We start from the raw sequence: 12,587 nt of genomic DNA, 5'->3' as shown, positions 1-12,587 counted from the left end.
TTCTTACTATCATTAGTTCCCTCCTGTATGCCTTGTTAAACAAAATGAAAGCGAGTTTATGGAGAGTAATGTGTGAAAATGGATTTAAATTGGTTTTAAATTGGAAGATATTGTTTTATAATGTACTGTATTAGGAGATGTAATACACCCATTTGCAAGGAGGGTTTATGATGTTTGAGTTGGATGTTCAAAATGGAAAGCCGATCTATGAGCAATTGATGGATAAGTTAAAGGAACTAATGATCAATGAAGTTTTACAGGAACATAATCAGCTCCCATCAATACGAATATTGGCTCAGGAATTGACCATCAATCCAAATACGATCCAGAAAGCGTACAAGCAGCTTGAATCTGACGGGTTTATATATACATTACCAGGCAAAGGGAATTTCGTGGCTCCTCCTAAATCCTTGAAAAATTCATTAAAAGAAGAAAAGATCAGAAACGAGCTTTCAAGGGTACTTGCTGAAGCTCTTTATATCGGAATCGATAAACATGAAATTTATAGATTGATAAAGGAAATCGGTCCATTGGCAAAGGGGGGAGATTCATGATTGAAATAAAACAGGTGAGTAAATTATATGAAGGAAAAGAAGCGATCAAAAACGTCACCTTGGTCATACAAAAAGGCTCCATATTCGGGTTATTAGGTTCAAATGGAGCGGGGAAAACGACTTTATTAAAAATGCTTTCAGGCAATCTGATTCAGGATGCAGGAGAAGTTCTTATTGATCGATCATATGTGTTTGAAAACCGTGAAGTGAAAAATCGTTGTTTCTTCCTTCCTGATACGCCTTATTTCCTGGCTAACTATACGATCATGCAAATGGCAGGTTTTTATAGCCATATTTATAGTGAATGGAATCAAGAACGTTTCTATCAATTACAGGAAGTATTTCCGATACCCGTCCAAAATAAAATACATAAACTATCGAAGGGGATGCAAAGACAGGTTGCTTTTTGGCTTGCACTCTCGACGATGCCGGAAGTTCTCATCCTGGATGAACCGTTTGATGGGTTAGATCCGGTCATGCGTAAAAATGTGAGGCAGTTGTTGATTCAGGATGTATCGGAAAGGGATATGACGATTTTGCTTTCGTCCCATAATCTCCGGGAAATTGAAGATTTAGCCGATCATGTAGGGATTTTACATGGAGGTGAGCTTGTGATCCAAAAGGATTTGAATGACTTAAAAGCGGATGTACACAAAGTGCAAATCGCCTTTAAACATAAAATTCCCCACGGTTTATACCGCGGAATTCAAATTCTAAACAAGGAAAGACGCGGCAGCGTGATCGTTTGCATCGTTAAAGGTAAAGAATCCATGATTAAATCGCACTTTAATCAGTTTCAGCCAGAAATATTAGATATTCTCCCCCTTACTCTAGAGGAGATATTCATTTATGAAATGGGGGATATCGGTTATGTCATCCAGAATAACCTGGTTTAATAGGGAATTGATTATCTATATTTTCAGAAGCACTGGCTGGATTGGTTTCCTGTATCTCGTCGGCCTCATATTTGCGCTGCCTTTGGAAATGTTAGCGATTATCTTGAATGAGAATAATGAATATGTGGAATTCGAAAACCTTTTTTCCTGTCAGCAGATGATACAGTTTGTCTTGGTCATCGTTATTCCGGTATTACTTGCCATCTTCCTTTTTCGGTTTTTACAAATGAAACAAGCCTCTGACTTTATTCATAGTTTACCGATTACTAGACGCAGTATCTACATTCATATGATTGGGACGGGAATTGGCTTTTTGGGTTTGCCGATATTATTTACGGGTTTAATTTTGATATTATTCCACTCGGCCATTGATATAGAAACGCTATATACCATGCCTGATATATGGTCTTGGATGGGGAATACCTTTATTTTGGAAGCTTTGATCTTTTCTGTTGCCGTTTTAATTGGAATGGTGACGGGATTATCAGCCTTTCAAGGACTGCTGACCTATATTTTTCTTGCTTTACCGGTGGGGCTGTTTGTATTGTTTGCAGCCAATGTGAAGTTTTTGATCGCAGGATTTTCTGCAGATTATTATCTAAGCTCCAATATGAAGGGCATCTCCCCCTTATTAGCAGCAACGGAGATGGAAAAAATAGATTTTTTCTCTATTAATACTTTAATTTATAGTATATTAACCTTACTTTTTTTGATTTGTTCTCTTTTTCTCTATGAGAGGAGAAAGCTTGAGCATGTATCGCAGGCATTTGTTTATCCAAAGATTAAGCCATTATTTAAATTCGGCCTGACATTATGCATGATGCTGTTTACAGGGCTGTATTTTAGCGAAACGACAGGCCAACCTGGGTGGATTTTCTTCGGGTATACCGTCGGTTCTTTGCTTGGATACTATTTAGGGGAAATGGTCCTGCAAAAGACTTGGCGAATACGGGTCAACCTGAAAGGTTATGCAGCATTTATAGTGGCTATCGTTGTGCTGGCACTCATTATAAAAATAGATCCCCTTCAGTATAAGGCCAAAATTCCTGATGAAAAGATGATTAGCCAAATTTATATTGGCAATTCTCCTTTATTTAATGAAGATGGCGACACATCGGATAACGCTTCCAATTATCTTAAAGAGAAGGAAAATATAGAAGCTATACGGTTATTGCATCAGGAAATTATCGATAAGGGTAAAAAGGTTTCCATAGGTGAATTGAATGATGGACAATCCGTATTCCTGATGTATGAACTCAAGAATGGAAACCGGTTGGCAAGGGAGTATCATTTGCAAAACTACGACTCATACAAGCCGCTATTGGCGAAAATTTATGAGTCGAATGAATATAAAAAAATGGTTCATGAGTTATTGAATGTTTCTGCTGAAGACGTAACTAAAATCAAGATAACGGCGAGCGGACAAGTGGACAAATCAATAACAATCACGGACGGTCAACAGCTGGAAGCAGCCGTAAAGGCATTGTCGGAGGATCTGAATAATCAATCGTTCGACCAAATGACATCTTCTTTTGGTGATTATGCCTCCATCGACATTCTCTTGCATAATGACAAAACCATTTATATGAATTGGGACTCTTCATCTACTCAGTTTTCAAAATGGATGGAAAGTACCGGACAATCGGAAAAAGCAAGGTTAATGGCTGATGATGTCTCTTATATCCTGGTTGCGAAGACCGATTCGAAAGTTTATCATTCGTATTCAGAAAGTGAAATCGCACAGCAGATTGAACAACAGCCAAACCGCTTGAAAATTAAGACCGCTTCGGAAATCGAGACCGCGATTGATAATGCCCAAATCGATTGGGGCGGGGAGTATTCAGCTGCCTTTTATTATAAAGAAAGCAGAGATGTAGACATCAAGAGTTTTTCTGGCGAACATGTTCCCGGCTTCATTTTAGATCATTTTAATGAAAGATAGCGTGAATATGCCGCTTGTAGATATAAAGGAAAGGATGCCGCCCAATCTGGGCGGCATCCTTTTTTCCATTGCCTATCAATATGTTTGTGTATCTATGCTTTAGAGTTTTACGACGTTTTTAGCTTGAGGTCCGCGGTTTCCTTCTTCGATTTCAAATTCAACCTCTTGACCTTCATCAAGGCTCTTGAAACCTTCTCCTTGAATGGCGGAAAAATGTACGAAAACATCGTCTTCGTTTGGTACTTCGATAAATCCAAATCCTTTGTCACTATTGAACCATTTCACTTTACCTGTTACTGTCATTCGATGAATCCTCCTAAAAAGTTAAAAAATATTAATGGTGATGATTTTCCCGTAATGGAAAATCAATTTCACACATTATCCAGCACCCTCATTCAAGTTAAAATTATCATACGAAGATGCTTGATAATATGTGAAAGCCTTCAGGGGAAATTAACCCGCTAACCTTTTGGGGCAATTTCCAGTTTTTTAGTATATACCCACCTTTATAAAGGATAAAACAAATGGAATTAATTTATACATTCCCATTTTGGGGAAATAATATTAGACAGGTTTTACACGGGGAAGCATAACTGTATTGTCTTACACGGAGTCTCCTTGATTGAAATTTGAAGGGGCCAATAGGAAAAGCCTTTATGGTTGAGATTAGGAAAACAATTTGGCATTAAAGTTTTTCACGAAAATAATCGGGTATAGGAAAAGAAAGAAAGGACTGATGAAAAATGAAGAAATTATTAAAAAGGGCCCTCATTTTTGCTGCTCCAATCATATTCAAGGAAGTAAAAAAACGCTGGAAGAACAAGCGGAATCAAAAAGCGATTAAACCTGCAAGGTAAATAAGTTAAATCATGAATAAATGAACGGTAACCATATGGATTAAGATAAGGGGCGCTGATTAAGCGTCTTTTGTTTTGCCATCTGAACAAATCCCCTAATGGTGATTCATTCACCTCTACATCTTTCCTTCATATCGTGTTAAAATAGAAAGGTTGATTGAAATGAATGCAGAGTAGCCAAGGTTTAAGCCTTATGATATATTTCTTCTTACATATATTGTGTATGATCAGGATTTTTGCATACAAAGAAAGGTTGCCATTCCAATGTGAAAAATACAAATGAACCCCCAATAAATTTTTTTAGTGATGACTCCAATAATGAAAGGAACATTTTATGACTACATTAAAAGACGAGGTTCAATCCCGACGGACCTTCGCAATCATCTCTCACCCGGATGCCGGGAAAACGACTTTGACAGAAAAATTATTGCTGTTTGGCGGCGCGATTCGTGATGCCGGAACAGTTAAAGCCAGAAAAACAGGGAAGTATGCAACAAGTGACTGGATGGAGATTGAAAAGCAACGGGGAATTTCCGTTACATCTTCAGTCATGCAATTCGATTATGATGATTTCCGTGTCAATATTCTCGATACACCAGGCCACCAAGATTTCAGTGAAGACACATATCGTACACTGATGGCTGTTGATAGCGCCGTGATGATCATCGACTCGGCAAAAGGTATCGAGGATCAGACGGTTAAATTATTCAAAGTATGCCGGATGAGGGGTATCCCGATTTTCACTTTTATCAATAAAATGGACCGACAAGGTAAAACGCCGCTAGAATTGCTTGCCGAACTCGAAGAGGTTTTAGGTATAGAAACATATCCAATGAACTGGCCGATTGGGATGGGAAAAGACTTCGTGGGCATTTACGACAGGTTCAATAATCGGATTGAACAGTTCAAAACGGAAGGGGAAGAGCGTTTCCTTCCATTGAATGACGAAGGTGAACTCGAAGTGGATCATAAACTTAAGGATTCCCAGTTATATGAGCAAACTTTGGAAGAAATCATGCTGTTGACAGAAGCGGGTAACCAATTCTCTGAAGAAAACATTGCGAATGGAAAACTTAGTCCCGTATTTTTCGGGAGTGCTTTAACTACGTTCGGTGTACAGACGTTTTTGGATGCTTATCTGCAATTTGCACCAGCTCCACAAGCGCGGATGACAACGTCAGGTGAAATGGACCCTGTCAGTAATGATTTTTCTGGTTTCATTTTCAAGATCCAAGCGAATATGAACCCAAAACACCGTGACCGGATCGCTTTCCTTCGAATTTGCTCCGGGAAATTCGAACGTGGGATGAGCGTCAACCTGAGCAGGACAGGAAAACCAATCAACCTTTCTTCTTCTACTCAATTCATGGCTGATGATCGGAACACCGTAAATGAAGCGGTAAGCGGAGATATCATCGGTTTATATGATACCGGTAACTACCAAATTGGCGATACGATTACAACAAGCAAAGACATGTTTCAGTATGAAAGGCTGCCTCAGTTTACACCGGAACTATTCATGAGGGTAACAGCGAAAAACGTCATGAAACAGAAACATTTCCATAAAGGAATTAACCAACTTGTACAAGAAGGGGCAATTCAGCTCTTCAAAACGGTTCGGATGGAAGAATATCTGCTTGGTGCGGTTGGGCAACTTCAATTCGAAGTATTCGAGCATCGAATGAGGAACGAGTACAATGTTGAAGTCGTGATGGAGCGCATGGGCAGCAAGATTACACGCTGGGCTGAAGATGAAAAGCTTGATGAAAATCTTCATAGCTCAAGAAGCATCCTTGTTAAAGACCGGTTTGATAAATATGCATTCTTATTTGAAAATGAGTTTGCACTTCGTTGGTTCCAAGATAAAAATCCAGATGTGGAATTATATAATCCAATGGATTTGAAATAATAGAGGAACCCATGTTATATACGGGCTTTAGACTGTAGACAAACTCGATGAAAATCAAGTTTGTCTACAGTTTTTTTTGTGTGCAAAAACTCGAACATTGATTTCCACTACAGGCACTCGCTTTCCGCGGGCGGTCCGGGAGCCTCCTCGACGCTTTGCGTCTGTGGGGTCTCCCTTGGACGCGTTTTTCCCGCAGGAGTCTCGCACCTTCCGTTCCAATCAGCTTTAGTCTTAATTTTTAGAAAGAACCCCTTTTGTCTACAGTTTTTTTTGGTGTGCAAAAACTCGAACATTGATTTCCACTACAGGCACTCGCTTTCCGCGGGCGGTCCGGGAGCCTCCTCGACGCTTTGCGCCTGTGGGGTCTCCCTTGGACGCGTTTTTCCCGCAGGAGTCTCGCACCTTCCGTTCCAATCAGCTTAGTCTTAAATTTTAGAAAGAACCCCTTTTGTCTACAGTTTTTTTTGGTGTGCAAAAACTCGAACATTGATATCTACTACAGGCACTCGCTTTCCGCGGGCGGTCCGGGAGCCTCCTCGACGCTTTGCGTCTGTTGGGTCTCCCTTGGACGCGTTTTCCCCGCAGGAGTCTCGCACCTTCCGTTCCAATCAGCTTAGTCTTAAATTTAGAAAGAACCCTTTTTGTCTACAGTTTTTTGGTGTGCAAAAACTCGAACATTGATTTCCACTACAGGCACTCGCTTTCCGCGGGCGGTCCGGGAGCCTCCTCGACGCTTTTGCATCTGTAGGGTCTCCCTTGGACGCGTTTTCCCCGCAGGAGTCTCGCACCTTCCGTTCCAATCAGCTTAGTCTTAAATTTAGAAAGAACCCCTTTTGTCTACAGTTTTTTTTGGTGTGCAAAAACTCGAACATTGATTTCCACTACAGGCACTCGCTTTCCGCGGGCGGTCCGGGAGCCTCCTCGACGCTATTGCGTCTGTGGGGTCTCCCTTGGACGCGTTTTTCTCGCAGGAGCCTCGCACCTTCCGTTCCAATCAGCTTAGTTTTAAATTTTAGTTTGTCTAAAAAATGAAGCCGGTGTATAAAACACGGGCTTTTTTTGTCTGGAGAATTTTTTTAACCATAATTTAATAGGGCTATAACTATCGCTTACCTTTCGGGTGTCCATACATACAGGGAATGGGAGGTAATTTCTTCAGTCATAGAAAAAGCTCTGCCCTTTTTCCGAAAAACTGGCTACATAGTCCTGATCGATTCTTATGAGAAAAACTGTTTCATTATTTGGTAAAGATCAATGAGACAACCAAGGCATTGCAATTAGCTCAATAATTATCGAATCACATAAACGTCATTTTGATGGAATGAATTGAACATATATCTATCGGAAGGAGCCAGGTAAAGGTTTGCGTTGTATCAGTGGAGAGAAGTATCACTGATAAAATCGTAGTATACTAAAATATTCCTTTGACAATCTCCTGAAACTCCTATATATTTAGCTAGTACTTTAGTGCTTAAAAGCGTTTCAGTAATTGTGAGGGGTGAAAGGTCCTAGCCTTACCTCAGAGAATATACAACATTGAAAGCGGGGAAAAACATCATGCGTCTTGAAGATGCAAAGCTAAAACTCTCCTTACTTGAAGCAATTGGGGTTTTGGCCATTCTATTCTTAATCATTGCAACTGGTATCATACATTATGGACTTGCCCCCCATATTCCAATAATAGCGGCAATCCTTTTCTTATTTGTTTATGGGAAGATCAAGAAGCTGCCATTTTCAATTATGGAGGCGGCTATAGTCAAAGGTGCAGGTACTGGTATGGGAGCCATTTATATTTTCTTTTTCATAGGAATGCTGATTTCCATCTGGATGGCAAGCGGGACGATCCCTACCATCATGTACTATGGGTTTGATTGGATTTCTGGTGAATATTTCTATGCGATCACATTTCTGGTGTGTTCGCTAATTGGGCTCTGTATCGGGAGTTCACTTACAACATCAGCCACAATAGGCGTTGCTTTAATAGGTATGGCGGCGGCGATGGATTTATCGTTGGCAATTACAGCCGGTGCAATCATTTCCGGTGCATTTCTTGGGGATAAAATGTCTCCATTATCCGACTCGACCAACCTTGCATCGGGAACGGTTGGAGCACCATTATTTGAACATATAAATAATATGCTTTGGACTACGATTCCAGGTTTTTTAATATCACTTATCCTCTTTTACTTCCTTTCACCGAATGTCAAAGTGGCTCGTGTTGAGGAAATCGAAGCGATGACCAAAGCCCTGGAAATGGAAACGAATATAAGCATATGGAGTTTGATTCCGTTTGTCATCGTTCTAATCATGGCTTTGAAAAAGGTGTCAGCCATACCGACATTGTCGGCAGGAATCATTTCGGCAGCCATCATCGCTTTCATTCAAACGCCTAATTTGACGGTTGCAAAACTGGCAGATATTTTATACGGCGGATTTGTACTTAAGAGCGGAATGGATCAACTTGACTCAATCTTATCACGGGGCGGCATTGAAAGTATGATGTTCTCCGTTTCGATGGTGTTGTTGGCATTGGCCATGGGCGGACTATTGTTCGAATTGGGAGTCATCCCTTCTATTTTAAAAGCGGTCCAGGATTCATTGACGAGTGTAGCAAAAGTGATTTCCGCTACTGTATTTGCAGGAATCAGCGTGAATTTCCTGGTGGGTGAACAGTATTTGTCAGTTATACTGCCTGGGAAAGCCTTTCAGCAGAAATATGAAGATTTAGGCTTGCAGCCCAAAACGCTTGCGAGGGTACTGGAAGATGCGGGAACAGTTGTGAATCCTTTGGTTCCTTGGGGTGTCTGCGGTGTATTCCTGACACAGGTTTTGGGTGTATCAACCCTTGAATATGCCCCATTTGCATTCTTTTGCCTGCTTTGTCCTTTGCTTAGTCTGATTTCTGGCTTTACGAAAATCGGTATCCATTATAAATGAAAAAAACAGGCGGTCGGGTCTCGACTGCCTGTTTTTTTATGGGAACTTCTATAACCTTACAGAGAAGGGAATCCAGTGACATGAACAGAAATGTCACTGGGCATTGCTTGATTATTTTGAAGACGCAATCTCATCTTTTGGGATCGACACGACCTTTTCTTTCTGTTCAAGCAAGTTCATACGCATAACGACATTTTGGTATATGCCCATTGAAAGCATGAGCAGCAGTAAGGAAGATCCTCCATAACTGATGAATGGAAGGGTGATTCCTGTAATAGGGATAAGTCCAGTCACTCCGCCAACGTTGATGCAGACTTGAATGCCGATCATGGATGAGATGCCGATCAATAAAAGGCTTCCAAACGGATCCTTGCATTTTGCTGAAAGTACATATCCCCTCAAAACGATAAAACCTAGTGTCAATAGAACGAACCCCACTCCGAATATCCCGAGCTCTTCTGCAATGACAGACATGATGAAATCAGTATGTGATTCAGGCAGGTACCCGTATTTTTGTACACTGTCACCAAGACCCACTCCAGTAAGGCCGCCGGATCCTATCGCGAATAATGAATTTACGAGTTGATATCCGCTTTCTCCTGCCGTACCGAAGGGGTCTGCGAACCCAGTAAAACGAGACATCTTATTTTCAGAAAGAACGGATGAGAAATTTCCTGTCACGATTACTCCTAGTGCAAATATGGCAACGAAAATCGCAGTAATCAAAGAGAGTTTGAATATACTCTTAAAAGACATCCCGGATGAAATGATCATGGTACTTGAAATCAGGAAAATGACCGCTGCCGTTCCATAGTCAGGCTGTATTCCAATTAAAAAGCAGATGAATACGAGAAAGAAAATCGGCGGGATGACGGCTTTATCAATACTATTGATTCGATCCTGCCTTTTTCCGTAAATGGCTGCCAGATAAATGATCATGGCTAACTTGGAAAATTCAGCGGGTTGGATTGATTTTGTCCCTAATTTGAACCAGCTTGTGGCATTTCCTGCTGTATGGCCAAAGATGAATAGCAACAAAAGGATACCGGCCATTCCAAACATCATAGACATCAAGAACATTTTGTTTTTGTACATCTTATAAGGAAGAATCATCGTGACGATCATTGCCACGAATGAAATGAGAAAGGCCGTTTTTTGTTTCTCAAAGAAGAAATCCATAGGCCAGCCGTATCGAGCGACAGCAGTAATCATGCTCGAACTGTAAATCATGACTAAACCAAACAAACAGAGTAATACGACAGCGATGAAAATAGGGAAGTCGTATGCTTTAATTATTCTTTTCACTTGTGCGCTCACCTCAAATATGTATGCGCGAAAAAATCGCCTTCTTATATAGTAACGGAAAATCGGTTATATAGATAATAATTTTTATTCGATAATATGAATTTATCCTCCATAAACCAATATTAAACACTAAATCCGAGAAACTTGTCGGCCGGATTTCCGTTTTGCTTATAGCCGAATTCGAATTCCTATACATTACCTTCGATAGCAAACGTGAATACTCCTTTTAATAACGGAAAAAAATTTACTATATATTCCATTTGGTGGTACTGTTATGTCTGGAAGATTACTATTTAAGGTTATGTGTGGCAAAACTTGATGTGATGCAGTGGATACTGTAAACGAATTTGTTAGAGTAACTCATCTTAAGAGGTATACTTATTTTAGCACCGGTTATGTGGCACAGAATCGGGCAGGGATTTTATGAAGAGTGGAATCCGGTTGTGAACTTGGTTCCAATCGATTATATTATACAGGCTGTTGCGTCTCTGGCATTATATAAAGAGGGTTGACGCGAAAAACCTCGTACGTTTAGTGAATTTGGAAAGGCATTTATTAAAAGCATACAAATGATAGGAAGTACCAATAAAAATAAGGTAAAGCTAGGGGAGTAATTATGGAAGAAATACATGATAAGCTGGAAGTGTTTTCTCCGGCAACAGGTGAGAAGATTGCGGAAATTGTCCCAACGCCATTGAAGTCGATTCCTCATATATATAAGAAATCAAGACATGCGTTCCAAGCATGGTCGAATACTCCCATCAAAGAACGGCTGCACTATTTAAAACGGCTTCGTTTATTGATGGTTGATAAAATGGATGAAATAGCGGAAGTCATTTCAAAAGATACAGGAAAAGTGAAAATTGAAGCACTGGTTGCCGATATCATGCCAACCATTGATGCAATCAAGCATATCGAGAAACATGCAGTGAAAACTCTTTCCGGACAAAAGGTCACCACTCCGCTCATGTTAATTGGAAAAAAATCTTATATCCAGTTTATGCCCCGTGGAACGATTCTCGTCATTTCACCATGGAATTATCCGCTGCAGCTTTCCATGGTACCCATTCTTAATGCTCTAGCAGCGGGAAATACAGTCATCGCCAAGCCCTCAGAGGTAACTCCTTTAGTTGGGGTGTGCATCGAAAAGCTGTTTCTTGAAGCTGGTTTCCCGGACGGAGCTATACAGTTTGCCCATGGAGGAAAAGAATTGGGAGCGGCATTAACTGAGCAAAAGCCAGATTATATATTTTTTACTGGATCTGTAAGGACCGGGAAAATGATTGGTGAGGTCGCAGCTAGACAACTGATCCCAACTACTTTGGAGCTTGGCGGGAAGGATCCAATGATCGTTCTGCGTGATGCCAACCTGGAACGGGCTGTGAACGGGGCCCTTTGGGGGGCTTTCACAAACAGCGGGCAGGTGTGCATGAGTGTTGAAAGGGTTTATGTGGAACGTCCTGTTTATAAGGAATTCCTCATGCTTCTTAAAGAAAAAACGAAGTCCATGAGGCAGGGGGTGCATTCGCAGGATGATATCGGTTCAATGACTTTCCCGGCACAAGTTGATATTGTGGCTGGACAACTGGAGGATGCACTGAATAAGGGGGCCGTACTTGAAGCAGGAATACCTCCGAAAGAGTGGAAAACGGGACAGACCCATTTCATTCCGCCGACGATTCTGTCCAATGTCGATCATTCCATGAAAATCATGAAAGAAGAAACGTTCGGACCAGTATTGCCTGTTGTGCCTTTTGATACGGAGGAAGAAGTAATCGCCCTGGCAAATGAAAGTGAATATGGACTCAATTCCAGCGTTTGGACGATGGATAGGGAAAAAGCAAGCAAAATTGCGTCTCGGTTAGTAACAGGAGCGGTGACGATCAATGATGTGCTGATAACAGTTGCTAATCATCACTTACCATTTGGCGGTGCCAAACAAAGCGGGGTTGGCCGCTATCATGGCGAGCATGGATTGAAGATTTTCTGCCATGAAAAAGCGATCATGGTCGATAAAGGTAAAAACAATACAGAAATACAATGGTATCCATATGAAGGGAAATACACGAGTTTTTTATCGCTGTTCCAGAATTACTTTTCTGCCAAACCGAACTGGATTCGTTTCGGCAAAGAATATTTGCGATTGATAAAATTATCCAAAGGGACCAGAAAATGAGATCCGTTTAA

Annotated in this window: 8 protein-coding genes; 6 read left to right on the top strand and 2 right to left on the bottom strand. The window is 40.9% G+C overall.

Annotation, left to right across the window (positions count from 1 at the left end; translation table 11 throughout):
- Positions 1-170 precede the first annotated feature (170 nt).
- From MPH60_RS15415 to MPH60_RS15405, 3 genes are read left to right on the top strand one after another with little or no spacing between them, the layout of a single operon-like run.
- Positions 171-554 carry a GntR family transcriptional regulator gene (locus MPH60_RS15415; RefSeq protein WP_241590493.1) on the top strand — a complete coding sequence of 128 codons (384 nt, stop codon included), beginning with the start codon at positions 171-173 and terminating at the stop codon, positions 552-554.
- Positions 551-1,450, top strand: a complete 900-nt coding sequence (locus MPH60_RS15410; RefSeq protein WP_137018926.1) for an ABC transporter ATP-binding protein — start codon at positions 551-553, stop codon at positions 1,448-1,450. Before MPH60_RS15415 ends, MPH60_RS15410 begins: the two co-directional genes overlap by 4 nt.
- On the top strand, positions 1,425-3,392 hold the full coding sequence (locus MPH60_RS15405; RefSeq protein WP_241590492.1) for a DUF6449 domain-containing protein: 1,968 nt from the start codon (positions 1,425-1,427) through the stop codon (positions 3,390-3,392). The genes MPH60_RS15410 and MPH60_RS15405 overlap by 26 nt, the downstream gene beginning before the upstream one ends.
- A 99-nt stretch (positions 3,393-3,491) precedes the next feature.
- On the opposite strand, the gene MPH60_RS15400 is transcribed toward MPH60_RS15405, so the two are convergent.
- Positions 3,492-3,695, bottom strand: coding sequence for a cold-shock protein (locus MPH60_RS15400; RefSeq protein ID WP_061462203.1), 204 nt, complete (start codon positions 3,693-3,695; stop codon positions 3,492-3,494).
- Between the two features lie 888 nt (positions 3,696-4,583).
- On the opposite strand from MPH60_RS15400, the gene MPH60_RS15395 reads away from it, so the two are divergent.
- Together MPH60_RS15395 and nhaC are read left to right on the top strand one after the other, a co-directional pair.
- Positions 4,584-6,158 carry a peptide chain release factor 3 gene (locus MPH60_RS15395; RefSeq protein ID WP_241590491.1) on the top strand — a complete coding sequence of 525 codons (1,575 nt, stop codon included), beginning with the start codon at positions 4,584-4,586 and terminating at the stop codon, positions 6,156-6,158.
- A gap of 1,557 nt (positions 6,159-7,715) precedes the next feature.
- A complete protein-coding gene (gene nhaC / locus MPH60_RS15390; RefSeq protein WP_241590490.1) occupies positions 7,716-9,095 on the top strand; it encodes a Na+/H+ antiporter NhaC in 1,380 nt (459 codons plus the stop codon).
- A 111-nt stretch (positions 9,096-9,206) separates the two neighbouring features.
- Here the strand turns inward: nhaC and MPH60_RS15385 are convergent, their stop codons facing one another.
- A complete protein-coding gene (locus MPH60_RS15385; protein WP_241590489.1) occupies positions 9,207-10,400 on the bottom strand; it encodes an FtsW/RodA/SpoVE family cell cycle protein in 1,194 nt (397 codons plus the stop codon).
- 616 nt (positions 10,401-11,016) lie between these two features.
- Here MPH60_RS15385 and MPH60_RS15380 point away from each other — a divergent pair.
- A complete protein-coding gene (locus tag MPH60_RS15380) occupies positions 11,017-12,576 on the top strand; it encodes an aldehyde dehydrogenase family protein (RefSeq protein WP_241590488.1) in 1,560 nt (519 codons plus the stop codon).
- Positions 12,577-12,587: the final 11 nt, after the last annotated feature.

Origin of the sequence: Peribacillus sp. Aquil_B1 (assembly GCF_022603275.1) — a bacterium.
Lineage (GTDB): Bacteria > Bacillota > Bacilli > Bacillales > DSM-1321 > Peribacillus.
The sequence above is the reverse complement of the archived record's forward strand: the minus strand, read 5'-3'. Positions and strand labels throughout refer to the sequence as shown.

Bases quoted from the DNA above. Each gene is read 5' to 3' on its own strand.
- MPH60_RS15415 (WP_241590493.1), top strand. From the start codon at position 171: ATGTTTGAGTTGGATGTTCAAAATGGAAAGCCGATCTATGAGCAATTG.
- MPH60_RS15410 (WP_137018926.1), top strand. From the start codon at position 551: ATGATTGAAATAAAACAGGTGAGTAAATTATATGAAGGAAAAGAAGCG.
- MPH60_RS15405 (WP_241590492.1), top strand. From the start codon at position 1,425: ATGTCATCCAGAATAACCTGGTTTAATAGGGAATTGATTATCTATATT.
- MPH60_RS15400 (WP_061462203.1), bottom strand. From the start codon at position 3,695: ATGACAGTAACAGGTAAAGTGAAATGGTTCAATAGTGACAAAGGATTT.
- MPH60_RS15395 (WP_241590491.1), top strand. From the start codon at position 4,584: ATGACTACATTAAAAGACGAGGTTCAATCCCGACGGACCTTCGCAATC.
- nhaC (WP_241590490.1), top strand. From the start codon at position 7,716: ATGCGTCTTGAAGATGCAAAGCTAAAACTCTCCTTACTTGAAGCAATT.
- MPH60_RS15380 (WP_241590488.1), top strand. From the start codon at position 11,017: ATGGAAGAAATACATGATAAGCTGGAAGTGTTTTCTCCGGCAACAGGT.